20 protein-coding genes and 2 tRNA genes are annotated in these 26,363 nt (G+C 55.2%); 9 read left to right on the plus strand and 13 right to left on the minus strand.

The window, feature by feature from the left end; all coding sequences use genetic code 11:
- Positions 1-29: 29 nt before the first annotated feature.
- Entirely contained in the window at positions 30-1,169 is a 1,140-nt protein-coding gene (locus ACHZCX_RS12250; protein ID WP_319587512.1) for an HD domain-containing phosphohydrolase, read from the plus strand.
- Positions 1,166-7,654, plus strand: a complete 6,489-nt coding sequence (locus ACHZCX_RS12255; RefSeq protein ID WP_319587513.1) for a PAS domain S-box protein — start codon at positions 1,166-1,168, stop codon at positions 7,652-7,654. Before ACHZCX_RS12250 ends, ACHZCX_RS12255 begins: the two co-directional genes overlap by 4 nt.
- 47 nt (positions 7,655-7,701) lie before the next feature.
- On the opposite strand, the gene ACHZCX_RS12260 is transcribed toward ACHZCX_RS12255, so the two are convergent.
- A complete protein-coding gene (locus tag ACHZCX_RS12260; RefSeq protein WP_319587514.1) occupies positions 7,702-8,895 on the minus strand; it encodes a response regulator in 1,194 nt (397 codons plus the stop codon).
- 136 nt (positions 8,896-9,031) lie between these two features.
- Entirely contained in the window at positions 9,032-9,277 is a 246-nt protein-coding gene (locus ACHZCX_RS12265; RefSeq protein WP_319587515.1) for a hypothetical protein, read from the minus strand.
- Positions 9,278-10,326: 1,049 nt separating this feature from the next.
- Between ACHZCX_RS12265 and ACHZCX_RS12270 the strand changes: the two genes are divergently transcribed.
- From ACHZCX_RS12270 to ACHZCX_RS12290, 5 genes are all read left to right on the plus strand, one after another.
- On the plus strand, positions 10,327-10,551 hold the full coding sequence (locus ACHZCX_RS12270; protein WP_394708830.1) for a helix-turn-helix transcriptional regulator: 225 nt from the start codon (positions 10,327-10,329) through the stop codon (positions 10,549-10,551).
- Positions 10,552-10,558: 7 nt separating this feature from the next.
- Positions 10,559-11,344: a phage replisome organizer N-terminal domain-containing protein gene (locus tag ACHZCX_RS12275; RefSeq protein ID WP_319587517.1), complete on the plus strand. Its 786-nt coding sequence runs from the start codon at positions 10,559-10,561 to the stop codon at positions 11,342-11,344.
- Positions 11,331-11,516, plus strand: coding sequence for a hypothetical protein (locus ACHZCX_RS12280; RefSeq protein ID WP_319587518.1), 186 nt, complete (start codon positions 11,331-11,333; stop codon positions 11,514-11,516). Before ACHZCX_RS12275 ends, ACHZCX_RS12280 begins: the two co-directional genes overlap by 14 nt.
- A 226-nt stretch (positions 11,517-11,742) precedes the next feature.
- Positions 11,743-12,021, plus strand: a complete 279-nt coding sequence (locus ACHZCX_RS12285) for a hypothetical protein (RefSeq protein ID WP_319587519.1) — start codon at positions 11,743-11,745, stop codon at positions 12,019-12,021.
- Positions 11,987-12,892, plus strand: a complete 906-nt coding sequence (locus tag ACHZCX_RS12290) for a hypothetical protein (RefSeq protein ID WP_319587520.1) — start codon at positions 11,987-11,989, stop codon at positions 12,890-12,892. Before ACHZCX_RS12285 ends, ACHZCX_RS12290 begins: the two co-directional genes overlap by 35 nt.
- A 485-nt stretch (positions 12,893-13,377) precedes the next feature.
- Here the strand turns inward: ACHZCX_RS12290 and ACHZCX_RS12295 are convergent, their stop codons facing one another.
- From ACHZCX_RS12295 to ACHZCX_RS12340, 10 genes are all read right to left on the minus strand, one after another.
- Positions 13,378-14,631 carry an integrase arm-type DNA-binding domain-containing protein gene (locus tag ACHZCX_RS12295; protein WP_319587521.1) on the minus strand — a complete coding sequence of 418 codons (1,254 nt, stop codon included), beginning with the start codon at positions 14,629-14,631 and terminating at the stop codon, positions 13,378-13,380.
- 275 nt (positions 14,632-14,906) lie between these two features.
- A tRNA-Met gene (locus ACHZCX_RS12300) sits at positions 14,907-14,983 on the minus strand.
- A gap of 194 nt (positions 14,984-15,177) precedes the next feature.
- Positions 15,178-16,827, minus strand: coding sequence for a chaperonin GroEL (gene groL / locus ACHZCX_RS12305; protein WP_319587522.1), 1,650 nt, complete (start codon positions 16,825-16,827; stop codon positions 15,178-15,180).
- A gap of 43 nt (positions 16,828-16,870) precedes the next feature.
- The gene (groES, locus tag ACHZCX_RS12310; protein ID WP_319587523.1) at positions 16,871-17,161 is read right to left on the minus strand and encodes a co-chaperone GroES; all 291 of its coding nucleotides are present in this window, start codon (positions 17,159-17,161) and stop codon (positions 16,871-16,873) included.
- Positions 17,162-17,413: 252 nt separating this feature from the next.
- Positions 17,414-18,499, minus strand: a complete 1,086-nt coding sequence (locus ACHZCX_RS12315) for a branched-chain amino acid aminotransferase (RefSeq protein WP_319587524.1) — start codon at positions 18,497-18,499, stop codon at positions 17,414-17,416.
- A 431-nt stretch (positions 18,500-18,930) separates the two neighbouring features.
- The gene (locus tag ACHZCX_RS12320) at positions 18,931-19,323 is read right to left on the minus strand and encodes a hypothetical protein (RefSeq protein WP_319587525.1); all 393 of its coding nucleotides are present in this window, start codon (positions 19,321-19,323) and stop codon (positions 18,931-18,933) included.
- Positions 19,324-19,419: 96 nt separating this feature from the next.
- Positions 19,420-20,109 carry an aquaporin Z gene (gene aqpZ / locus ACHZCX_RS12325; RefSeq protein WP_319587526.1) on the minus strand — a complete coding sequence of 230 codons (690 nt, stop codon included), beginning with the start codon at positions 20,107-20,109 and terminating at the stop codon, positions 19,420-19,422.
- A gap of 146 nt (positions 20,110-20,255) precedes the next feature.
- Positions 20,256-21,179, minus strand: coding sequence for a deoxyribonuclease IV (locus ACHZCX_RS12330; protein ID WP_319587527.1), 924 nt, complete (start codon positions 21,177-21,179; stop codon positions 20,256-20,258).
- Positions 21,142-21,894 carry a 5'/3'-nucleotidase SurE gene (surE, locus tag ACHZCX_RS12335; protein ID WP_319587528.1) on the minus strand — a complete coding sequence of 251 codons (753 nt, stop codon included), beginning with the start codon at positions 21,892-21,894 and terminating at the stop codon, positions 21,142-21,144. The genes ACHZCX_RS12330 and surE overlap by 38 nt, the downstream gene beginning before the upstream one ends.
- A 4-nt stretch (positions 21,895-21,898) precedes the next feature.
- Positions 21,899-22,633: a DUF1499 domain-containing protein gene (locus ACHZCX_RS12340; RefSeq protein WP_319587529.1), complete on the minus strand. Its 735-nt coding sequence runs from the start codon at positions 22,631-22,633 to the stop codon at positions 21,899-21,901.
- A 210-nt stretch (positions 22,634-22,843) separates the two neighbouring features.
- On the opposite strand from ACHZCX_RS12340, the gene ACHZCX_RS12345 reads away from it, so the two are divergent.
- Entirely contained in the window at positions 22,844-24,106 is a 1,263-nt protein-coding gene (locus ACHZCX_RS12345; RefSeq protein ID WP_319587530.1) for an HD domain-containing phosphohydrolase, read from the plus strand.
- 40 nt (positions 24,107-24,146) lie between these two features.
- Here ACHZCX_RS12345 and ACHZCX_RS12350 read toward each other — a convergent pair whose 3' ends face one another.
- Positions 24,147-25,955, minus strand: coding sequence for a M48 family metalloprotease (locus tag ACHZCX_RS12350; protein ID WP_319587531.1), 1,809 nt, complete (start codon positions 25,953-25,955; stop codon positions 24,147-24,149).
- Positions 25,956-26,185: 230 nt separating this feature from the next.
- Between ACHZCX_RS12350 and ACHZCX_RS12355 the strand changes: the two genes are divergently transcribed.
- Positions 26,186-26,262: transfer RNA gene (locus ACHZCX_RS12355), tRNA-Ile, on the plus strand.
- Positions 26,263-26,363: the final 101 nt, after the last annotated feature.

Here is a 26,363-nt window from a genome sequence, read left to right on the forward strand (position 1 = left end):
CCGTATCTTCACCCAATGTGAGTCGTATTATGGAAAAAGCGATTGTTTTGATTGTTGATGATGAGCCGATCAATATCGAAGTGCTCGATGGTCTGCTCAACTCTTTTTACAGCGTTCGCGCCTGCAAATCAGGTGAGCAGGTCTTGGGCGCCATGAACCGGGCGCCGTTGCCGGATTTAATTCTGATGGATGTGATGATGCCGGGCATGGATGGTTATTCGGTGCTCAAGCAGTTGCGTCAGAATATGAAAACAGCCGAAATCCCCGTCATGTTCATCACAGCCCGGGGCGAGGAGCATGACGAGGAATACGGCCTTCGCCTTGGCGCGGTGGACTATATCACCAAGCCGATCAAACCCGCCGTGGTTCTTTCGCGGGTGCAAGCGCATCTTGAAGTGAAAAAAAGCAGGGATCGCCTAAAAGACCAGAACGCCTGGCTTGAAACCGAAGTGCAGAAGCGGATGACAGATAATCAACTCATCCAGGATGTCAGTTTGACAGCCATGGCGCAACTGGCGGAAACGCGTGATTCTGATTTAGGCAATCATATCGCCCGAACGCAAGCGTATGTTGAGGCACTGGCGCGCCAGTTGCAAACGCACCCGGTATATGGATTGGAATTGAGTAAAGTGATGCTCAATCGTATCGTAAAAGCCTCCCCCCTCCACGATATTGGCAAAATCGGTATTCCCGACCATATTTTATTGAAGCCAGGCAAGTTCACCGCCGAAGAATGGGCTGTTATGCAAACTCATTGTCGTATCGGGGGCAATGCCCTGGCCAGAGCCATGGAAACCACACTCAGCCGTCATCCCGCAAACTCCACAGCAATCAAACCGGAAGCACTTACCTTTTTGGAGGTGGCGCGTGATATAGCCTATTGCCATCATGAAAAATGGGATGGCACCGGGTATCCCGAAGGCATTGCAGGAACCACTATTCCCCTCGCCGCCCGGCTCATGGCCGTTGCCGATGTCTTTGACGCGCTCACCACGCCTCGTGTGTACAAGGAACCCTGGCCAACGGAAAAAGCTGTCAACCTGATTCACTCACAGCAGGGGACGCACTTCGATCCGGTCGTGGTGGAGGCCTTTGCGGCAGTCCTTGATGATTTTCTCAAGATACAAAAACGCCTCGAAGATCCCCCGCTGCAGGAGCAACAAGCATGAACAGCAGCGCTTCTTCTCCTTGTCCGGCGGATATGGCCGCATATCATCTGTTTTTTGAACAAAATCCCGCTCCGATGTTTCTCTGCGAGTCGGCTGGAGCCACTATCATCGCGGCCAACGCCGCCTTGACCGGTCTTCTAGGTTATAGTGACCAAGAAATCCAGGGCATGCCGGCTTCACGGCTCTTTGTTGATCCCAATTGGCAGCGCTTTGTTGCGCAATCCGGCAGTACCACCGGCCCGGTTTCGTGCCCTGGCGTCTGGCCGCTGCAACGGCGGGATGGCTCGATCGCGCATGTCATGATTCATTCGCAAGACATAGACTATGCAGGTCAAGCATGCCTGCTGGCGGTTCTCAATGATGTCTCCGCTCTGCGCCAGTCCAATAATATTGCCTCGCACCAGGACCAGCTCTTTGACTCACTCTTCGAACTGTTGCCTGATTTTTATTTTATTGTTGATTCACGAGGCGTTCTCCTCAATTACCGGGGGTCTCAGGGCGCCAATCTATATTTGCCACCCGAGCAGTTTCTGCAGAAAAAAATAACCGATGTTCTGCCCCCCGATGTAGCCAGTCTGTTCAGTCAACACCTAACACTGACAAGGGATTCAACAACGCCGGTGAGCTTTGAATACTCCCTGCCCATGCCACAAGGAACCTGCTATTTCGAGGCCCGGATTTGTTCTATCCAGTATACGGATACCTTTCTCATTGTCGTCCGCGATAATACCACGCGGCACCAGGCATTGCGTGCCCTTCAGGAAAGCGAAGCCCGATACCGCCAGCTGTTGGATGGCGCACCCTTTCCGATGGTGATCAGCACCATCCGCAATGGGGAAGTTCGCTATGCCAACCGCCGGGCCCAAGCGCTCCTGGGCTTGACCGGAGAACAGCACGAAGACCGTCGGTCGATCCGTTTTTATCTGCACCCTGAAGACCGGGAACGTCTCATCGCGATGCTGCGTGAAGAGGGCAATGTCCATGACCAGGAGGTGCCGATGCTCGACGGTCAGGGCCGGCCGTATTGGGCCCTGCTGTCGATGTCGTCGCTTGATGATGGAGATGAGCAAATGGCGCTAATTGCCATCAATGACATCACGGAGCGAAAGCAAACAGAAGAAGCGCTGCGCAGAAGCAACCGGGCATTGAATGCCTTTCTAGGCAGCAGCAATGCTGCGGTGAAAGCCTGCGACGAATCTTCATACATCAGCAGCATCTGTCGCATTCTCGTTGAGACCTGCGGCTACGAAATGGCCTGGATCGGGTATGCCCAACCCGATTACCAGGTCCGCCCCGTTGGTCACTGGGGTGACGATGACGGGTACCTTGAGCATATCACGGTCACTTGGGATGACAGCGCCACCGGCCGTGGCCCCACTGGCATGGCCATTCGAACGGGCAAACCCCAAATTGCCCGGTTTGTCGATGAGGGTGAAGAGCTGCAACCCTGGCGGGATTCCGCCATACAGCGCCAGTTTCAGAGCAGCCTGGCCTTGCCTTTGATTGACGGCAACGGCCAGAATTACGGGGCGTTGAATATTTATGCCAAAGAAGAGGATGCCTTTGACCTCAGCGAATTGCAGCTGTTGTCACAATTCAGTCTTGAGCTGGTCTTTGGCATCAAGGCCTTACGCGAACAAGCCCGCCGCAAAGAAATGGAAGAAGCGCTCCGGGGCAGCGAAGAGCGTTTGCGCACCATTGCCGACAACACCTACGACTGGGAATACTGGCGCGCTCCGGATGGCGCGCTGCTTTGGATATCTCCGGCCTGTACTGCCGTTACCGGATATTCCGCGCTGGAATTCCAGAACGATTTCGATGGACTGCTGAGCCGTATCATCCACCCGGAAGATAAACAGCTTTGGCTGGAGCATTATCAGGCCCCCCTAGACATGAGCTCGCAGCACCAGGAGATGGATTTCCGCATGGTGAAGACCAATGGCGAGATTATTTGGGTGTGCCATACCTGTAAGCCGATTTTCAGCGCGGATGGCCGCTATCTTGGGTTGCGGGGCTGCAACCGTGACGTTACCAACCATAAGCTGGCGGAAATGGCCCTGGCGGAAGAACGCTGGAAACTGCAGGAGCGGGTCAAGGAACAGCGTTGTCTGTATGAAATCTTGGTCGCCACCGGCAACACCGATTTACCCATGGATACCCTGCTGGGCAATATCGTTCAGCTCATTCCTTCCGGCTGGCAGTATCCTGAAATTGCGGCAGCGCGGATCGAATGGGATGACCGCTGTTACGATTCACCCGGTTTTCAAGAGACGCCGTGGATATTGCAGGCGGAGCGCCAAACCGAAGACGGCGAGTTGCTTCGTCTCGCCGTAGTCTATCGTGAACAACGTTCGGAGATTGATACTGGCGCCTTTCTTCAAGAAGAACGCGCCCTGATAGACAGCATTCTCGAACGCCTGCTCTTGCTCATTGTCCGTCGCCGTGCCCTGGTAGCGCTCAGTGAACGCGAGGCCCTAGTGGAAACCATGTTCCAGCAGACTACCGATGCCATCGCCTTATTTGATGTTGCCATCGGCCGCTTCATCAGTTTTAATGAGGCCGCCCATCAAGGGCTGGGCTACAATCGCGAAGAGTTCGCGCACCTGTCGATCGAGGCCATCCAAACCGAACACTCGCTCGAAATCATCAAGGCCAATATCGATCAGGTGCTTGCTGGAGCAACGGTGGCTTTTGTAACTACCCATCGGCGTAAAAGCGGCGAACGGCAGGAAGCCGCTGTTACCCTGAAGCAAGTGTACCATAACGGCCGACCGCTGATTTGCAGCACGTGGCGCGACGTGACCGAACAAAAAGCGCATGAGCGAGAGCAGGCCGCCCATACCGAACGGCTCCGGCAGTATAACGATATCATCCGGACAATGAATCAGTCCGAAGCGGGACGAAACGGCAACATTGAACAGTTCTCGCGGGAAATTAACGAACTCGTAGGAGAAACCTTACAAATCAACCGTCTCTCAATCTGGCTTTTTAACGAAGAGGAGACTCTGCTGGTCTGCCAGGATTTGTACGAGTTCAAAGACAAGCGGCACTCCTCCGGGGCGATCTTGGATGAAAAGGAATACGGCCCGGAATTCCAGGCGCTCAAGAGTAATCGCTATGTGGATGCCAACGATGCCCACCGCGATCCACGCACCGCCGGTTATGTGGAAACCTATCTCAAGCCGACTGGAATCACCGCCATGCTCGATTGCGCTATTTTGTCCGGCAGCCGCAATATCGGGACGATCTGCTTTGAATATGTCAATCAGGCGCATACGTGGACCAGCGATGAGATTACCTTTGGCTGCCAGGTTGCTGATCACGTCGCGCTGGCCATTGTCAATGGGCAGCGGGTGGATGGCCTAAAGGCGCTCCGGGAAAGTGAGAATTTTCTCAGCATCCTCATTGAATCCATACCCGTGCCTGTCTTTTATAAAGATACCAAGGGCCGGTATATAAGCTGCAACACCGCGTATGAACTTTTTTACGGGATTGCCAAAGAGGAGCTGATTGGCAAAAGCGTATTTAATATCAGCCCCCCCGAACTGGCTGAAATATACCATGCCAAGGATGTGGAACTCCTGGCAAGCGGCGGGCCCCAGCGCTACGAGGCCCAGGTGCGTACCTGGAACGGCAGCCTGCGCGAGGTCATCTTTCACAAAGCCGCCTATAAGGACCGTAGCGGTGAGATGCTCGGCATTGTTGGTGCTCTTTTGGACATCACCGATCGAAAACAGGCGGAAGACGCTTTGCGGGAAAACGAGGCGCGGTTGCGCAGTATCACCGAAAATGCCCAGGACGCCATTATCATGATGGGGCCGACCGGGGAGGTCACCTTCTGGAACCCGGCAGCCGAACGTATCCTCGGCTATTCAGCGGATGAAGCGTTTGGGCGACCGGTACATACGCTCCTGGCGCCTGCACGGTATCATGGCGCCAAGAGCGAGGCGATGCGTTGGTTCAGCGAAAGCGGTCAAGGCAAGGCGGTGGGAAAAACAGTCCAGCTGCAGGCCCTTCGCAAGGATGGCGAGGAAATTGAAATAGCACTTTCACTCTCTGCCCTTGTCCTCGGCGGCGCCTGGCATTCGGTGGGAATCATGCGCGACATCACCGCCCAGATCGAGACGGAACGGGAGTTGTCGGAATACAGGACGCATCTGGAGAAACTTGTGCAAGTGCGGACAGCCGAACTCGAAGCAGCCAAACTGGCCGCCGAGACGGCCAATACTGCCAAGAGCGCGTTTTTGTCGAATATGAGCCACGAGATTCGTACCCCGATGAACGCGATCATCGGGTATACCCATTTGCTCAAGATGGACTCCCTCACAAAGCGTCAGACGAGCCAGCTGGAACGGTTGTCCACTTCAGCCCAGCACCTCCTGCAAATCATCAACGATATCCTTGATCTTTCAAAAATAGAGGCATGCAAGATCCGTTTGGATGTCCACGATTTCGAACCCGCGCGGGTGATAGACCATGTCTGTTCCACCGTGGCCGATACCGTGCTCCTCAAGGGACTGAATCTGCTGGTCGATCTTGATCATCTGCCTCTGGTGCTGCGCGGCGACAGCCTCCGGCTCACCCAGATTCTACTCAACCTGGTCAGTAACGCGGTCAAGTTTACCGAGAACGGGACCATTCGTCTCCTTGGGCAGATTCTGGAACAGGATGATCAACAAGGGGTATTTCGTTTCGTGGTGCAGGACAGCGGCATCGGCATCTCTCCCGAGCAGATGGAGCGTTTGTTTCATGCCTTCGAACAGGCCGACAGTTCCACCACCCGACGCTTTGGCGGAACGGGCCTAGGGCTTGCTATCAGCAAGAAACTCGCCGAGCTGATGGGAGGCTGCATTGGCGTGGAAAGCCAGATAGGCAGGGGCAGCCGCTTCTGGATCGACCTGCCCTTTGCCATTTCCAAAATGTTGCCAAAATCGGGGGTACCCCGGGAGCCACTGAGGGGCATGCGGGTCTTGGTTATTGATGATTCGGAAGATGCGCGGAATATTCTTGTGAACATGCTTGCCGAACTTGGCTTGCAAGTGCAGGCTGTCAAGTCTGGCGAAGAAGGGGTTGCTGCTGCCTTGGCGGCCAAACAGGCTCAGGCGCCCTATGAGCTGATCGTGGTGGATTGGAAAATGCCTGGTATCGACGGCGTCGAAACCGCAAAAATTCTCCAGGCGGTCCAGAGCGAAAGACCAGCCATATTTCTCATGGTGACTTCCTTCCGCGATCAGATGTCCCAGGTAGAGGCGATACAAGCCGGTATTAGCAAAATCATCAATAAACCCGTTACCCCATCGATCCTTCATGACGCCTTGTCTGAGCTGCTGTATCGCCGGCACGGGCACGGGCACGAGCTGCCAGAACTTCAACCCAGGGTGAATAGCCGGGAGCTGGAAAAACGGCAGGGCGCCCGTATCTTGGTTGTCGAGGATAACGCCATCAACCAGGAAGTGACCTGCCAATTGCTCGAGGCTGTCGGCATGCGGAGCACCGTTGCCGGCAACGGACAACTGGCCGTTGAAATGGCTGATTCAGACGCATTTGACCTTGTGCTTATGGATTTGCAAATGCCCTTGATGGGCGGTATCGAGGCAACCATGCAGATTCGGCAGCTCCCCTCCTGCCAGGAGCTGCCGATTCTGGCCATGACAGCCAACGCCTTCAATGAAGACCGGGAGGCCTGTCTGCAGGCCGGGATGAACGACCATTTGGCCAAGCCGGTTGAACCTGAACAGCTCTATGCGAAATTGGTGCAATGGCTCCCAGTGCTTTGCAGGGTGGATGAAGCCAGTAGAGAAATTAATGAAAAGAATGAAGTTGCAGAAAGAAATGGTGATTTTGAATTGCTCGCCGCCCTGCAGAAGATTGAAGGAGTTGAAACACTCATTATCCTGCGCTCCCTGAATGGAAGCCTTACCCGCTATCTGAACCTGTTGGAACGTTTTGTCGAGGATCACGGCAATGACACCGTGAAAATGGAGCAACAGCTGGCGATTGGCGATTTTGCAGCCATCCGCCAGATCGCCCACTGCCTCAAAGGGGTTGCGGGGACCCTCGGTCTGGTCAAGATTCAACAGCTGGCGGCAGTTTCTGAACAACAAGCGCAGATGAATGATCAAGGCGAGGAGAGTGAGTTTGACCTGACCGCGCTCAGGCAAGAGTTGCCCCAGCTCGCTGCAGCGCTCAAAAGAGTACTGGCTGACCGGGCTGGTGATGTGCAGTCGCCGCCAGAGAAGAAGGCGGTGACTTGGGCGCAGGCGCAAGAGGTCGTGGATAAACTGGAGGTACTGCTTGTCAACGATGACACGGGAGCCATCACCCAATACCGGGAGGCGAAAGAGATGATCACCGGTCTGTTGGGAGAAGATGCGCGCAAACTGGAACGGCAGATTCAGAATTACGATTTCACCGAAGCCCTGGTTACGCTCCAAATAGCCCGTCTCGACGCAACCAAGGAAGCGGCTGACGACAAAGAATCCTGAGCCGGATGTGCCCTCTCGCGCAAAGCTGCACTCCTCCGGCAACAGGGCTATAGCGGCAGTTCATCCATCAGCGAAAAGCTGGACAGATCCTGGCAGGGAACCAGCACTTCCAAAAAGTCTTCAAACTGGCCGGTGGCAGCCGCGCGTTGCAAAGCGCCGACCATTGGTTCGGAAAGTTCAGTTCCGGCGGAGAGGAGCAATTTCCCCATGGTGGAGAGTGCATCTTTGGTGAGAATATAACCAGGCTTGAGCATGTGTGCCGAGATACGACGCCATTCCATGCCCTGGGCATTGGCCTGTAGCCCCTCTTCGAGAGCGGCAACGAGATTCTCGCCATAGGCCCGTTTATTCGCCCTTAACCGACCCAGTGCCAGCTTCGGATCCAGACCGCTGCTTAGTGCGCTGTCGTAGGCCATAACCATCCGGAGAATGCTGGTTCCTTGGCGGATAACATCATGATCCAGCCCCGTTAACTCCAGAGCAGGTGCGTCGCCTTCTGTCTGACTGGCAATAATGGCGGCCACGTTTTCAAGCTGCGGAATACGGGCCACGTATTGGCAAGCCACTTTAGGGTGGGCCGCGATGAGCAGTTGCTCTTCTTCCGGGAGTTGCTCACTCCGTACTGCCTTTTCCAACACCTCCGGTGCAATAGTCAGACACCCTATTTGCGAGAGCATGGCAGCCAGTTGAAATTGCCAGAAATCCTGCTGTTCCAGGCGTGGTTTGAGGAGTTTAACATACAAACTGAGTCGGGTTGCCCTGTTGTAAGCGACGGGATTGGCAAGGCTGAGGAGATCGGTGAGCAGGCTGGTAGTACCGGCCAAGGTTTGCTGCAGGGTCGCGCGCAGCCGCATTTCGGTGGCTTTTAAGCGCAGATGGGTGGCGACCCGGGCTTGAACGATTGGTGGGGAAACGGGTTTGACGATGTAATCCACGCCACCTGCTTCAAAGCCCCGCTGCTCATCAACCTGATCGCCGAGAGCAGTGACAAAGATCACAGGAATCCCCTGAAGCAACGAATGCTCCTTAAGCCGCCGGCACACCTCAAAACCATCCATGCCCGGCATCATCACATCAAGGAGTATCAGATCGGGCGGCGACTCTTCGGCTTTTTTCAGGGCACGCTCCCCGCTTTTAACAGCTAGAACGGCATAATCATATTGTAAAATTTCTGTCAGCAGATGAATATTCGCCGCTTCGTCGTCGACCACCAGGATCGTCGCTTGCCTCTTTTCAATCATAATTTTCTTCCTCCGGTACGAGGCGTACTTTATACAATAACCATGAGCCTGACACCCCCGAAATTATCGCATTCTATTTATGGCAATTCTATTTGTTCAGCGCTTCGGCGGACAATAGTCAAACCCCACTCTCTCACTAAACTCCTCCATAAAGGCTGAGAACTCTTGCACCGCCTTTTGAGCATTGCCCATGAGCTCCAACTTCCTGCTCCGGGATGCCACCAATTTCTTTCCAGTGCGCTTTCAGATGATCGTAGGCCAAGTCGAACTGCACCACCAAATGCAGCATCTGTTTGGCCAGCGGAGAACGGACATCGATGAGCTTGGCGGTGGGGGTTCGCCTGCCGTTCTTTTTGATCACTTTTGCTTGCTTTTGTGCCATGGTAAGAACCTCCAATGGGGTGTGTAGTGTGGATCGTTTGTGCTGCCGGATGGCAAGCGGTATGCAGGGGAGCCGATAGCGTATCGGTTGGGTATCGTTTTGATCTGTCAACGTTAAATGCAATTAACCCTCTTGACAACCAGGCTGGGTACATCTATTTTATGCGCGTATTCCCGATTCCGCCCGAGACGGTGAGACTACAGGCAATCGAATAACAACAGATACTATCACATACGCAGTCCGGAGAACCCTGCCCGGTTCCCGGACGAAGAACCGCTGATCCGTGCCAGGGTAGCACTGCACAGGATCTCCCCCGACCATTGCCGGCGTTGCTCCGCTGGCATCCGGTCGGGACCAGAAATCGGACCCGTTGAGAGCACATCAAGGCAACGATGGTTCGTTCTCGTGGCCTTAGGCCAACTCCACCGCCCCATGCACAGCAGGCGATGGAGGAAGAGAACGCCGGTTGCTCTGCTTGGCAGAGCAACTCAAGTGTTCCGTGAATGCGGGGCACAGGCCACCACCATACGAGAAAATGCCAGGTCACCTGCCCGCATGGAGGCAGCGCATTCCTCAATCGTCCACCCGCACCGCTGACCGCTGCATTGGACATCGAAACCACGATCAGGTCGTCACGGATTCCTTTCCGTTCAGGCTCGGTTTGCCCGCACACCCTCGTGCAACAGGCCGCCAGATGAGCTCCAGGAAAAATTTGCCCTCACGACCGCCATCCATCCAGAGCCAGGAACGTTCAGCACCCTCTTTTTCCTTTTTCCAGGGGTGCTGACATCCAGCAGCTTCATGTAAGAGATTTTTTCGCCCTTTTTGGGCTTTCCACCGCCTCGAGATGAAAACCGGACGGCCGGTTTTCTTACGGAATCCTCATTAGTTATTCAAGAGGAGCAATCCGTTATGGCACGTTCTACAAAAATATTTCGCATGCGCTGCGTGACACCGTTGTGCACGTATCGCCAACACCATGACACCGCCTTCGCGGGGGTGATCCCAGCTTCCTGTTGTCTGACCAAAAGGAGGGCGCCATGGAACTGATGCCAAGGAGCACCCTGCCGGAAACCGGCTTTCTGCGCCTGCCCCAGATTGTCGGTGATTCCAAGGCCCAGCCTCCGGTCCCTGCGCTGATCCCGGTGTCGAGAAGCACCTGGTGGGCCGGGGTCAAATCAGGCCGTTGCCCTCGCCCGGTCAAACTCGGGCCGCGCATCACAGCCTGGCGGGTGGAGGATATCCGTCGGCTCATCCAGGACACCGTGCTGTGAGGTGGCTATGGAATGGGTCAAAGTGAGGTGCGACATCTTTGAACACCGCAAGATCAAACTGATCCGCAAGGGACCCAAGGGTGATACCCTGGTGCTGCTCTGGGTGATGCTGATTGCCGAGGCAGGCAAGTGCAGCCGGGGTGGGGCGCTCATGATCTCCGAGAACAATCCCTATACGACCGAGACCTTGAGCCTGCTGTTGGCGATGCCCGAATCAATCATCGAACAGGGTCTGGACCTGTTTACCCGGTTGGAGATGATCGAGCGGGATGCGGTCATCCGGATTCGCAACTGGCGCAAGTACCAGAGCGAGGACAAGCTGGAGATCCGCAGAGAGAAGGACCGGCTCCGCCAACAGCGGCACCGGGAAAAAGAACCCGAGGTGTCACCATCGGTGTCACGTGACAGTCACGCTTATCCGTCACGTGATGTCACGCCTGAGAACAGAACAGAGAAGAACAGAGTAGAGAAGACAACAACAGAGGGAGTGCGTCTGTTGTTGTCACAGACACCATTGTCAAACATCTCTGATCAGGAACTGGGTGGACTGATGCAACGTCACGGTCCGGGACGTTTACGGCAGGCGGCCGATGTCGCGGCGGAAACCTGGCGACGTGACCGGGGAGAGATCCGCAATCCTGGTGGCTACCTCAACACCCTCTGCGAGTCCTTGGTTATCCCCGACTGGTATGTGCCTCCTGATGAACGGCAAAAACGTGCCCAGGAGACCCGGAGACGGCAGGAAATGCAGACTGCCGGGCTGGGTGGTTCAACAGAAGATGGAAGAGCTTGAGAATAAAGCTCGTGACGAACTGTGGCAGAGCCTGAGTGACACCGAGCGTGACCAGTTTTGCACCGTTGCCAGAGATGAGTATCCTTTCGACACTCATGCCCCGGAGGGTGTGGTCCAGATCCTAGCCAAGATGAAAGCCTGGGAGGCCCGGCAGGTGAGCGGCTGCTCCTGAGAGTGTGGCAACCGTGCCCTGCACGGCTGCAATGCAACAGGCGCGGATATCCCTGATGGTTGCAGCGCTGACCAACAGAAGACTGTTTGTCACCTGCTGCTGCCGGCCACTGTGAAAACCGATGCCCGGATTTCCGCGCTGTGTCAGCAGGCGCCGACACAGCGCGGAACCCGCACCCCAGCACCGCTTTGCCGCGCCGGGCGCGACAAAGCTCGGAGGACGAACCATGGAAACACATGACGAGACATTTGATGCGCAGACCGAGGTCGCGCGCATTCGCAGCCGCCGGGCAGTGGCCAGGCGGAAACACTACCGCAAAAGCCGCCTGGACCGGTACCGGGCAGAACTGGTGGCCATGCGTCGGGCCGGCGCCTCCTGCGCCGATCTGGCCGAGTGGCTGCGCATCCATCGCTGCCGTATCCACCGCAGCTCGATTGACCGCTACCTCAAACGCTTGCCGGAGTTGCACCGTGCCGAGTTTCCGCTCCTCGAAGGCCCAGGCTGAACATGCCGTCTCCCGCAAGATTGCCCTGGGGACCGGCAGGCATGATCACCAGAACGACGGTCGGATTCACAGTCTGGGTACGGCCCGTGGTTATGAGCAGGCCCTCAAGGGCTTTGCCGATTATCTCCGCCAGCATCGGCTGGGGGATCTGCGCAGCGCCAGCGAGGAGGAGGCCCGGCACTATCTGGCCGAGCGCTCCCAATTGGTTGGTCAAAAGACCCTCGACCTGGACCGCCAGGCGATCCAGATTCATCTGGGTCAGAAGTTGGAAATCGTCTGCAGCAGCAAAGAGAGCACCCTCTCCACCCGGAGCTATACCCCGGCCCAGATGGAGCGGATCGCGCATGCCCAGAGCGGGGCCAACAGTCTGGCCACGCGTTTGGCCTATTATGCCGGGTTGCGAGCGAATGAGCTGCTCACCCTGCGGCCGGCTGGTGAACAATCTACCTCCGGTTATCGCCAGTGGAGTACAGAGCGGTTCACCGGCCGGGATGGAGATCGCTACACCGTTGTCGGCAAGGGTGGTTTGGTACGCGAGGTGGTGTTGTCCGGGGAGTTGGTCACGGCCTTGGAAGCCAGGAGGTTGGCGGAGCCTCGCCTGGTGATCGACCGGGGTGTGCACTATAGCCAGCACTACGATATCGGCGGCGGCCGGACCTGGGGTCAGAGTTTCTCTTCTGCCAGCAAACGCGAGTTGGGCTTTTCCAACGGTGGCCATGGTCTGCGCCACAGTTACGCCCAGGAGCGCAAGATCGAATCCCAGCAGCGGGAGCTGTTCAATGCCAGGGCCAAGATGAAGCGGCTTGCGGGAAAACAGAGAAGAAAACCGGTTGACCAGGCACCTTGGCCCGAATACAGTGATGATATGTAGCGCACCGTGGCGCTTTGTCTGATGACACACGGATCGGCCCGCAGGGCCGGACCTCATGTGGCAGATCTGCATCTGACCTGATCGGCGCAGAGGCGCACAGGCCAGCAGCGGTGAACAGTCCCACGCTGAAATCTTGGGAGCGAATCGGGAAGGTGACTTCTCGCGGTGTTTCAGATTATAACCATCGGCCACGGCATCAATTGACCGTTTGGCAATCTAACGCGACGCGGACATTGAGCATGCACAGTGAAAGGCCTCCTCGGGTGGAGGCCTTTGGTGTTTCAGGGCTTAGAGAAAGGCTTCAGGTAGCATGGCTGCGGCAAAGCCGCAAGGCCAAGCCCTGCGGGTGCTCGCTCACTCGCAGCCTTGCCCCTTTCCCCCAGCCACGCTCCACCTCCAGGTGGCGAAGGCGGAGAGGCGCTCACTCCGGCGGGGCCCAGGATGAACAGGCTTATATCACTAAGGTAACTCAACACCACCTATTCTCATCGGATACCCACAATTTCCCCATCTTGGATAATCAAAGGGCGTTTTTCACTCTTGAGAGAGTCAAGATAATCAGCCCATGCCTGCATCATTTTTCGACGATCTTGCAAATACTCCGCATGGTTGTAGACTGCTCTGATTCTATTTCGATCACCGTGGGAGAGTTGTTTTTCAATGAGGTGCGACGGGAAACCCATCTCATGAAGCCGTGTTGAGGCCATATGACGAAAGCCATGGACCGTAATTTCGTCACCGGTATATCCCATTTGGCGCAATGCATTTGTCAATGTGGCATCACTTATTGGACGATCCTTATTTCGCAACCCGGGGAAGAGATAACGACATTGGCCGGTGAGCATCTGTAATTCATTCAATATATCAATCGCCTGCCAACAAAGGGGAACAATATGGGCCACCTCCCCCCGCCTCGCTTCTTTTTCTTGCTGGCTTCGTTTCATACGATCAATGGTAATTCGCCATTCTGCCAGGGCGATATTGAATTCTGACCATTCAGCTTTGCGGAGTTCACCTGGGCGCAGGAATAAGAGTGGTGCAAGTTGCAACGCACAGCGAGTAATGAATGATCCGGGATAACGTTCAATCGCATCCAGCAGATGACCTATTTGCACGGGATCAGTTATTGATGCCATCCGTTTACTGATGGCTGGCGGAATGGCCCCTTTCAGATCAGCTGCACAATTCCTTTCGGCTCTACCCGTTTGAACGGCAAAGCGAAGAACCTGTCCGCATAATTCAAGAGCTCGATGGGCTGTTTCGATGTGTCCTTTTGCCTCAATCTTGCGGATCGCGCCTAAGATCTCAGGGGCAGTGATCTCATGGACTGGTCGTCTTCCAATCCATGAAAATAAATAAAGCTCCAACCTACCAAGCAATTTCTTGCGATGAGACTCGGACCAGGATGGCGAAAAGATAGCATGCCATTCTCGGGCAACCGCCTCAAAACTATCGCCACCCTGCTCTGAAGACTTGGCAGCTTTTCGTGCTTCACCGGGGTCTAGTCCATTGGCCAGTTGCTTTCGAGCTTCAACATGCCGTATTCGTGCCTCTTTCAACGAAATTTCGGGGTAAGCACCAAGCGCGATTTGCTTCTCTTTCCCGCCAAAACGATACTTGTAACGCCAGAGTTTTCCGCCACTGGGTGTGACTTCGAGGTAAAGCCCACCACCATCGAATAATCTCTGGTTCCGTATCCCTGGTTTAATGTTGCGAACACTGATATCTGACAATGGCATGGGGGCATCTCCTTTTATCGTCATAGACAAGATGCCCCCGGGTGTTCAGGAGGGAAGGAACACCACGCAACCTCTGCGATGGTTCAACAACATACTGTATTCTCATCACATTCAGATGAAAAAACTGTCTCCTGGGGGCATCGCCAACAGCAAGAAAGGCCGATGCCCCCAGATGTCAATGGATTTCTCCAGATCTCTATGGACAACAAAAAAACCCGCAATCCTTGCAGAATTGCGGGTTTATATATGTCGCCGGATGTCTCCGGACTTCGAAATGGTGGCGATGCAGGGACTTGAACCCCGGACACCACGGATATGAGCCGTGCGCTCTGACCAACTGAGCTACATCGCCGTATCTGAAAAAGCCGGTAGGCTTGAACCGCACTAATATTCAAAATTTATCGTTGTTTGTCAACAACAATTCTTATGCCTGCCACCGATGCCGCTAGTTTCTCATGCATAAGAAAAGAGCCCTTTCCCTTGAAAAATCGACGGGAAAGGGCTCTAAGGTCCAGCAAAAAATTCAGCGCTGAACAGCAGGTTGGCTTACATCATGCCGCCCATGCCGCCCATGCCGCCCATGCCGCCTGGAGGCATACCGCCACCACCGCCCTTATCTTCATCAGGCATCTCAGCGATCATGCATTCAGTGGTAAGCAACAGGCCGGAAACAGAAGCTGCGTTCTGTAGTGCGTATCGGGTGACTTTGGCTGGATCGATAACACCCGCTTCGATCAAGTCTTCGTATTTCTCAGTGGCAGCGTTGAAACCCATGGGGCCTTCCAAATTCTTGACGTGCTCGACGATGACCGAACCCTCACGGCCCGCATTGGCGGCAATCTGACGTACCGGCTCTTCAAGCGCACGGCGGATAATGTTGATCCCAAGAGCCTGCTCACCTTCGAGCTTGAGGGTATCCAGCACCTTGAGGCAGCGCAGGTAGGCAACGCCGCCGCCGGGGACAACACCCTCTTCAACTGCTGCGCGAGTGGCATTGAGTGCATCCTCAACGCGAGCCTTCTTCTCCTTCATTTCTACTTCAGTCGCGGCACCAACATTGATGACGGCAACACCGCCGATCAGTTTGGCCAAACGCTCCTGCAACTTCTCACGATCGTAATCAGAGGTGGTGTCCTCAACCTGAGCACGGATCTGCTTAACGCGGGCAGCCAGCTTCTCTTTGTCGCCAGCGCCGTCGATGATGGTGGTGTTGTCCTTGTCAATCACGATACGCTTGGCGTTACCGAGATCGTTGACGGTGATGTTCTCCAACTTGATACCAAGGTCTTCGGTGATAACTTGGCCACCGGTGAGAGTGGCGATATCTTCAAGCATCGCCTTGCGACGATCACCAAAACCAGGTGCCTTAACAGCGGCAACATTTAGGGTGCCGCGCAGCTTGTTGACAACCAAGGTTGCCAAAGCCTCACCGTCGACATCTTCGGCGATGATAAACAGCGGCTTGCCCATTTTGGCAACGGACTCGAGGATCGGCAGCAAGTCTTTCATGCTGGAGATCTTCTTTTCGTTGATCAGGATCAGCGGCTCGTCCATGCTGACTTCCATCCGCTCCGGATCGGTCACAAAATAGGGAGAAAGGTAACCGCGGTCAAACTGCATACCTTCAACCACATCCAACGAGGTCTCCATGGATTTTGCTTCTTCCACGGTGATAACACCCTCTTTACCAACCTTGTCCATGGCCTCGGCAATGATATTGCCGATGGTCTCGTCATTGTTGGCGGAGATGGTGCCGACCTGGGCGATTTCCTTCTGCTCCTTAGTAGGGCTGGCGATTTTGCCAAGTTCGGCAACTACGGCGGCCACGGAGGCGTCAATGCCGCGCTTGATCTCCATTGGATTGTTACCGGCGGCAACCAGCTTGGCTCCCTCGGTGTAGATGGCCTGGGCAAGCACGGTGGCGGTGGTGGTACCGTCGCCGGCAACATCAGAGGTCTTGGAAGCAACTTCCTTGACCATCTGGGCGCCCATATTCTCAAACTTGTCCTTCAGCTCGATCTCTTTGGCAACGGTGACGCCATCCTTGGTGATGACGGGTGCACCAAAGGATTTCTCGATCAGAACATTGCGGCCCTTGGGTCCAAGGGTCACTTTGACAGCATTAGCCAAGGTGTTGACACCAGCCAGCATTTTCTCACGGGCCTTATCACCATATTTCAATTCTTTTGAAGCCATTATTTCTATCTCCTAATAAACGAATGGATTGATATCTATTTTTTTACGCCTGAATAACACCAAGGATATCATCCTCGCGCATAATAAGAAAATCTTCGCCGTCCAGTTTTACCTCGGTGCCGCCGTATTTGGAAAATAGCACGCGATCACCGACCGCAACATCCATAGCGACGCGCTCGGCATTGTCATTCAACTTGCCGGGACCAACAGCGACGATCTCGCCCTCAGCCGGTTTTTCTTTGGCTGAGTCGGGGATAATGATGCCGCCAGCGGTTTTTGCCTCTCCTTCCAGTCTCTTGACCAAAATACGGTCATTCAATGGCCGAATTTTCATGGACATTCCTCCTGTCTAATTTTTTTATAGGTAGTAAACGAAAAGCGTTTGAGCCGATGGGGGTAGTTTGCTAGTCCGACGGTCGGCACAAACCGCATTTATTGGACGAAAACGAAGCTTCTGTCTTCAAACTGCGCAAAACAATAGGTTCCCTTCTTGAAAAATCAAGGGCAGGGCGATTGAAAAAAATAATCACCCAACCAGCTGAAATAACAATATTAAGCGGGGAGATGCTGAATTATTTGTTTCCGTTCACCCCACCCGGACACGCCATTTGTGAGCGTCTTCCAGGTAACCGAACTGAATGGCCTGCAACTCTTCAAATAGCCTTTTGGCTAAATCTCCGGTTGCGCCGCCATTGATTTTGAGGTGCTGCTCGCGGTAACACAATTCACCGACAGGAGAGATGACCGCGGCCGTACCGGTGCCAAAACTTTCTGTCAGCGATCCGTCTTTGCCGGCGGCCACCACCTCGTCGATGGTGATGCGGCGTTCACTTACCCGATAGCCCCAGTCGCGCCCCAGTTGCAGGACAGAATCCCTGGTAATACCGGGCAGAATTGAACCTTCCAGCGGCGGGGTGATTAACTCGTTATTAATCAGGAAGAAGATATTGGAGGTGCCGACCTCCTCAACATACCGCCGCTCGACCGCGTCCAGCCACAAAACCTGGGTGTAGCCCTTCTTGTGGGCCTCGACTTGGGCCTTAACGCTGGCCGCATAATTGCCGGCGGTTTTGGCGTTGCCGACGCCGCCCGGCACTGCCCGTACATACTTATCCTCAACATAAATCCTGGTAGGGCTGAAGCCCTCGGCGTAGTAGGCTCCGACCGGACAGCAGATAATGAAAAACAGGTACTCCTCCGCCGGACGAAGGCCCAATGCAGGTTCGGTGGCTATCATGGTAGGCCGGATGTAGAGTGTTGCTCCCGGTGTCTTGGGCACCCATTCTTGATCGAGGTAGACCATGGCGCGCAGAGCCTGGAGAACACGCTCCTGGGGAAAACGGGGCATGCACATCCGCTCGGCGGACTGGTTCATGCGGGTGAAATTATCCTGGGGTCGGAAGAGAAAAATTTGATCGTCCTTGCCGCGATAAGCCTTCATGCCCTCAAAAATAGCCTGACCGTAGTGGAACACCATGGCGGCAGGGTCCATTTCGAAGGACTGGTAGGGCTCGATGGTGGCACCGCGCCAACCATCCTGACGGTTCCAGCGCATGGTGAACATGTGATCGGTAAAAAACTGGCCGAATCCCAATGTGCTCTGGTCCGGTTTTGGTTTCAGTTGATCGGCCGATGCCTTTTGCAGCGTTACTTCAAGATCCTGGTTGAACATCTTTCCACCCTGTTCTCGCCGGTTTCATGCAAACCGGTTTCCATTTATCGTGAGAATATATCTGCAGTGACCCTGCAATGAACGCAAGGCCTAGCTGAGACTTTTCCGGCACACCTTATCTTCAACACCCCCGGATCATCCGGCAATACCGACGCTGTCGCCTACAATGCAAAACACAACAGCTTTGCGAGGATAATATATTGCCCGCCCAGACACAAGCAGTACTCAAAATTTTCAGCGTAAATTTCGGCTGAAGAGGTTGAGTCGCACAAGAGGGAGAGGAGAATCTAACCGGTGGATGTGCAGAGAACAACGAGCAAAAAACTGCTGCAGGGATGTTTTCAGAAATAAAGGAGGGGCGTTGAGGGACCGGGGCAAGGCAGAGTTTGCCTGCCCAAGATCATCAAAAAGACTGCCGCCCGGCCCGTCTCTCAGCGTATTCCTTCGAAAGAAGATTGACCGCCCAGCCACTCGCGTATATCCGCCCGGCTGCTGAAATTTTGCAGATCAATCCCTGCCTGCCCGGCGGCCCGCTCCAGGTACCGCCGTTTTTTCTCCTCGCCCCGGGAAAGAATGAGGATCTGAACATCACGACAAACAGTGGCCTGCCGAAAATTCTCCACCAGACGGTAGAGATTGAACAGAGAAAAACCATGATTCAGTCGGGTAGCCCGCAAATCGATCACAAGCCGGAAAGCCAAACTACTGGTGATGTGCCCCAAGGTGATCTGCATCAGATCGCAGGCCTTATCGTTGCACAGTTCTCCCGTGGCTATAATCTCCAGCACGCCGTTCTCGGGGTAATGCAGGATTTTTGTTTTCATGATCGATCGTGGTGTTGAAAAAGCACCGCCGACGGCAGGCAAGGAGAGAGGCCTTGTGCAGCCTGCCGCCGACGGAACTGGAGCAACCTGTTTACCTTACTCTTCGGTTGCGCCGATGAAGCGATAGATCACCGCACCCAGAACAGCGCCGACCATTGGGGCCACCCAAAACAGCCACAACTGGGCAAGTGCCCAGTCGCCGACATACAAGGCCACGCCCAGACTCCGGGCCGGGTTAACCGAGGTGTTGGTGACCGGAATACTGATCAGATGGATCAAGGTCAGGCAAAGACCAATGGCAATCGGCGCCATGCCCTGCGGCGCCCGCTGATCGGTGGCGCCGAGAATGACCAGGAGAAACATCATGGTCAAGACAACTTCGGTAATCAGGGCGGACAGCAGAGAGTAGCCGCCCGGCGAGTGGGCACCATAGCCATTGGAGGCAAACCCGGCCGCCAGATCAAATCCCGCTTTGCCGCTGGCAATAAGATAGAGAACCCCACCAGCGAGAATACCGCCCACCACTTGGGCGGCGATGTAGGGCAGCAATTGGCTTGCCGGAAATCTGCCGCCAGCCCATAATCCCACCGATACCGCTGGGTTCAGATGGCAACCCGAGATATGGCCGATGGCATATGCCATGGTCAACACGGTGAGGCCAAAAGCCAGGGAAACCCCCAGCAACCCGATGCCGACTTCGGGAAAAGCCGCCGAAAGAACAGCACTGCCGCAACCGCCGAAGACCAACCAAAATGTACCGAAAGTTTCCGCAACATACCTCTTCATACGCTTTTCCTCCTTTCCAAGATGTTCTTGATAATGAAACGAACACAATGTGGCTTAAATAACCAGGAACCATTCGGAAGTACAGTAAATTTACGGTAAACTCTACAAGGAAAATCAGCAAAACGGCTATTCCCAAGGAAGGGCGGTCAGGTCACAAGGCTCCGCAAGCGCTGGAGATTTTCAACATCCTCGGCCAAATCATCGCCCTTATCGGTTTCCAGCGTCATGGGGTGGTTGCAAAAACGGGGATCGGTGAGCAGGCAACGAAAGCCTTCCAACCCGATCTGCCCGGCGCCGATGTGCTCGTGCCGGTCGACCCGGCTGCCGCAGCCTTTTTTGGAATCGTTGAGATGGAAGAAATGGACGCGATCGCAGCCGATGTGCTGTTCCAGTTGAGTAAAGGTCTGCCCATATCCCGCCGCACTGCCCAGGTCATAGCCGGCAGCAAAGATGTGGCAGGTGTCGACACAGACCCCGATATGTTCCGGATACCGGCTTTGCCCCAGCAGCCAACCCAGCTCCTCGAACCGGCTGCCCAGCGAGGTTCCTTGACCCGCCGTGGTTTCCAACAAAATTTTAAGATTGGAATCAAGGGCGCCCGAACGCTCAAGTGCCAGATCCAGATTGCGTGCCACCTCGTCCAGCCCTGCTTCTATCCCGGCGCCGCCATGACTCCCGGGATGAATCACCACAAAGGCAATGCCCAACCGCAGGCAGCGTTGCAGCTCCTCAACAAAGGCCGCCACCGATTTCACTGCCTTTTCCTGTTCCGATGCAGCCAGATTGATCAGATAGGAAGCGTGGGCTGCCACCGGCATCCCGCCGCTCTGCCGCCATTTTTCAGTAAATAACCGAATATCCTCCGCGCCGAGCTGTGGAGCACGCCACTGTCGTTGGTTGGCGGTGAAGATCTGCAGCGCCTCGCCACCGACCTGATTGATCCGGTCAAAGGCCAGGTGCAGGCCGCCGGCTATGGACTGATGGGCGCCAAGCAGCGGCATCACTGAACCCGGCGAGGACGTGCGTTCATCATCACATCTTCCATTGCTGCTCCAGGTATTCCAGGCCATCGTGGTTGGTCAGGTCGAGCTGAATCGGGGTGACCGAAATAAAACCGCTGCGCACCGCCTGCTCGTCGGTGTCGTCGCCGCCGGACCAGTGCACAGTGCCGCCGCCGATCCAGTAATGCTTGCGTCCCCAGGGATCAAAGGTCTCTTGGATAGCGTCCCGATAGAGCCTGCGACCTTGGCAGGTAAAGCGGATGCCCCGAATTTCGCCGGCGGTCAGTTGCGGAATATTGATATTGAGCAGGGATTTGGGCGGCAGATTCATGGTCAGGGCCATGGAGGCCAGTTTCCAGGCAACCGCCGCCGTCACCTCGAAATCGTAGGGCGGCGTCCCACTCAGGGAGAAGGCCAGTGAGGGGATACCGTACATAGTCCCTTCAATGGCCGCCGAAACCGTGCCCGAATAACTGATATCGTCGCCCAAATTGGCGCCGGGGTTGATCCCGGACACCAGCAGATCGGGCTTGCGGCGCAGAATCTTATTGATAGCGATGGTGACGCAGTCGGTGGGAGTGCCGTCTATGGTGTGGATGTGTTCATCCAACTGCACCACCCGCAGCGGCCGGTTCATGGTCAAGGAATGGCTGACCGCCGAGTTGTCTCGTTCGGGGGCAACAATCACCGCCTCACCAAGTGAACTGACCGCCTCGTGCAGCGCCCGGATGCCCGGCGCATAAACGCCGTCGTCGTTGGTGACCAAGATAAGGGGTTTGTGCATACGCTTATTCTTTTGACCGAATGCTGTTGAATGTGCGCCTGAAAGCTCTGATCCGATCGGCATTGACGCCCAGATCGCTGATCCCGGCACGGGAAGCAGAGCGGAGATCGATCCGGCTGCCATTGCCGGTGGGGGCGATACGGATGATGATGTCATCGGTGAAGCCGAATATGAGGGTCTGATCCACCGCCTCGATCAATCCCTGCTCCCTCTCTTGCCCGATAACCCGCCAGCGCAGCTTTTCAGCCGTAGCGAGACTTTGAGCGAAGGTTTCTGCCGGCAGCAGTGGTGTTTCGATTGGTTTGATGTCGGGATAGGCGTGTTGTTGCCGGTCAGCCACCGTTTTACCCGGATAGTCGATGCTGTTGTCTTCGGCCTGGCGCAGTGTTTGGGCTGCACGAAAGACGGGCGGGTTGTCGGTGTCGGTGGTGATGTCGTGGATCAACGGTGCCTTTGCCCCCTGCACGCCCAGCAGCAGGACACTGATCAGGGCCGGCAAGGAAAGAGCAGCGGAGAACAGGCAGTTTTTGCCGCCGCCCCGCCGCCCCGCGCGCAGCAGCACGAACAGCACCAGCAAGCTGAAAAAACCGGTCAGCACCAGGCCGCCCACGGCCGTGGCCACCATCATTATTGCCGGTCGCCAGGGCAGGAGCGAGACCCTGAAGCCGAAAACTGCCGCCAAAGCTATTACTAGCCAGAAAAACTGCACTTTCGGCAGCCAATGGGTCCGGTTCTTCATCAATCATCCCTCTCCGGCCAAACGATTCGTGGCACCACGCACCACCGTCTTCCGTGGCGGGCGGTGCTCGGAAAAAAACGGCCATGCCTTGAACCCAAGGCCGCTTCCACGTATAATTGCCCTGTCGACGTTTCTCGTCGTTGTTTCGAGGGCCATCCTCCGTCGAGATCAAGTGTGGCCCAAACATACTCTTCCCAACAGGCAGCGACTATGAATAATAGCAAAGGTTCACTCATCCTGAAAGCACTTTCCCCCGCCGCCGACGAGGCGCAACTCACTGCTTACCTGGAAAAACGGGCCAAAAGCATTCCTCCGGAGCAAATCCCCGCCCTGCTGAAAAATCTGCCGGTGATCCTGAGCCGCAATGTAGCCGAGGAAACCGGACTACTGGTCATTCGCCGGCTGGAAGAACTGGGGGCTGAGGCCTTGTTCATCCCCACCCAGGATGGAACCAACGACGAAAAGGCCCTTGAAACGCCCACCGAACCTCTCGATATAGCCGCCCTCATGCGAGCCAGGCGGAAGAACTCACGAAAAAGCAAAGGACTCAAACGATCCTTCAAGCAAATCAACAAGGAAATCTGGATCATCCTCTCCATGCTCGGGGTTGCCTGGATGTTTAACTATACCGTCGCTTCGCAGTACCTGCTCCTTGGCTTCTATACTCTGCCAGCAGTCATTTCAGCCTATTTATTCGGTCGCCGGCAGGCGGTGCTGACCGCCTTTGCCAGCATCCTCCTCGTTGGCCTGGTTAGTTATTACAATCCAGGCCGTTTCGAGCAATTCAATCTGGCAGGGGTCGGCGGCGTCAATCAGTGGTATCACATCATTTCCTGGGGCTGCATCCTGCTGGTCACCGCCTATACCATGGGGACCCTGTATGAACGCAATAGAAACAAAATGCGGGAACTGCGGCAAACTTATCGGGGTCTGCTGACCATCCTTCGTCAGCTTATCGCCCAGGATGAAGAGGAGGAAAATCATTGCTTTCGCGTCTCTATCTACGCGACCCGGATAGCCATGTACATGGGGCTGGAAAAGGACGAAATCGAAGATATCCGTTCAGCTGCGCTCATGCACGATCTCGGCAAGTTACAGGTCAGTCGCAGCATCCTCCGCAAGGCGGTTTCGCTCAATCAAGACGATCAATCACTTCCCAGCGGCACAATATCGTATGAACCCCTTCTTCGCGGTCCTTTGGGTGGGGTGCTCCCCATGCTGCTCGGACACCATGAGCAATTTGAAAGCAACGGCGACCTGGCACCCGTTCCCATGGGAGCCCGCATCCTGGCTGTTGCCGATGTCTATGACGACCTTACCGTCGACAGTCCCCACCGAAAGGCGCTCCCGCCCGAGGAGGCAAAAGAAACAATTGCGGCTGGTGCTGGCACCAAATTCGACCCGGAGGTTGTCAAGGCCTTCGTCACCGCATTCAACCGGATGGAAATGGAGTTGCCCAATATCATGCTGTAAAAAATGGCATCCTCGTAGCCTGTCACCTCACAGCCGCGTGTCACTCCTTGTTTTTCCATCGCTGTTCCCTGAACTTCTCCAGTTGCCCCTGATAGTAGGCGCGATTGTCCGGATCAAGGCGCATTGCCCTGAACTCCGTGGCCACAGCCTCCTCGACTAATCCATTGGCCCAGTATGCGTTGGCCAAGGTGTCGAGGATATAACCGCTTTCCTTGAGAAGAATGGCGGTCCGTGCCAGAGTCAGGGCGCGCTCCGGGTTGCGGATGGTCTTTTCCTGGGCGGTGAGCAGCAACCAGGCAAGGTTGTTGTTGACCTCGGCGTTCATTGGCGTGAGCTGCAAAGCCTTTTCATAGGCATCCATCGCCTTTTGCTCCATCTTGCGGCTTTGCAGGAAGTCGCCGAGATATATCAACCAGAGACTGTTTTCCGGTTCCTGCCGGACCTTCTGCAACAGGACTGCCTCGGCATACTTGGTTTCATATCCTTCTGAGAGTGCGCTGGCGTCAATCCGGTGCAAGGCCAGAAGAGAAAGGCCGATGCAGGCACAGTAGAAAAAAAGACTGAATCGCAATGAGCGCTGATGACGTCCGATCAGGCTTCGGTCCTTTTCGCATTGCTTGAGGAAATCGATCCGCTCGCCGATACCAAAATGATGCCAATTTTTCTCGTCCCGGTCGCCGCCGCTGAACAGTGCTATTTTCTCAAACGACCGGATCAAGGGCCAGCTGGTCCCCAAGGCGCGAAAGACGTAGGTATCGGCCTGTCGCTCGAAGTTGCGAATAAAATAACCAAAAACAAAACGGAAATAGACCAGCATCACCAGCAAAAGCGGAGCGGTTGCGAGGACACCCAACACATTCTCCGGCGCAAAGGGCAGGTGGGGCAGGAGGCGGTAAAACAAATCGCTGGAAAGGATCAGATGGGGGAGGGGCCTGGCCACCGCTCCGGCGAGTAGGCTAAAGCCAAGGAACAAAACGACATAGAGCACCAGGTGCAGATGTTTGACATGGCCAATCTCGTGCGCCAGGACGCTGTCTAATTCCTCCTCGGTTAGAGTCTCCAGGAGTGCGGGCGTAACCATCAGGTAGCGCAGCTTCGGGACAATCCCCATGATGCCAGCGGTCAGAACCTGTCCCTCGAAAAGCGGCCAGGAGTAGATTTCGGACCGGAAGCCTTGAGCTTGACAGAACGCTAAAAGCCGATCCCGCACCGGCCCGGGGGGCAGGGGCGTGCAGCCCCAGAGGGAACGAACCAGGGGTGGAAAGGCCAAAATGAGAAAAAAGAGGAAAAAGGCATAAAGGGCAAGGTCGCCCCAGGGGGAACGCAACAGCTTGGACAACCCTGGAAAAGGCAGGGCCTGGAGGCCATCGAACACCAGAGAAAGTGTCAACCAGGGCAGAACAATGGGCAGGTTGGCCTTAAAATTGGAGCGAACAAAGGCAAAGGGAGTATATGGACGCTGAAAAATCTGCTGGTAGCGGCGCCGGGCCACCCACCACATCAGGATCAGCAGGAGGAAAAAAGAACCGAGACCGGCGATGTCGGCCAAGACCGGCAAACGGCCACCAAGGGACAGGGGGGCCAAGTAATATTTCAGATCCAGAAGATAGACAAACCCCACAAACAGCAGCACCGCCAAGATCGACAGCCTTTTCTCCACAGAAAAATAGCTTGTCGGCCCGGAAGCGGACCGGGTGAACATCCGGGAGGCAATTCGGGCGAACCCCCAGGTCATCGCGACAAAAGCAACTAGGGCCCAGAGAGGCGCCAGAACCGGTTTGGTCACGGGGGTGTTGGTGGAGAAAACGAAGATAACCACCAAAAAATAAATGAGATTATTATACAACATAAGAGTACCTGCCCATCATCTTGTTCATGGTCACCGCTTTTTGATGCCGGGAGCCCGTGTGAAGGTGGAATAAATGCATTGCAAACGTATGCACGCCTTTGTCAACGCGCCAGAATCGTTTATGGTTTTGCCTCCTTTTCTTGGCCAGAGCCCCGATTTTCCGGAATATTGCGAAAAATTGTTGACCTTTTTCGATTCCTTGTTAATATATTACGTTTACCGTATCGTCCGGGCCTATAGCTCAGTTGGCTAGAGCCACCGGCTCATAACCGGTCGGTCCCTGGTTCGAGTCCAGGTGGGCCCACCATTTTTCAGGATGGACGGATCGAGTATACCTCGGCCCCCCCCTATCCACTCCAATTGCCTGACATTGAAAACATTGAGCAGTTATCGGCAACCATTGTTGAA

Origin of the sequence: uncultured Desulfobulbus sp., from assembly GCF_963662935.2 — a bacterium.
Taxonomy (GTDB): domain Bacteria; phylum Desulfobacterota; class Desulfobulbia; order Desulfobulbales; family Desulfobulbaceae; genus Desulfobulbus.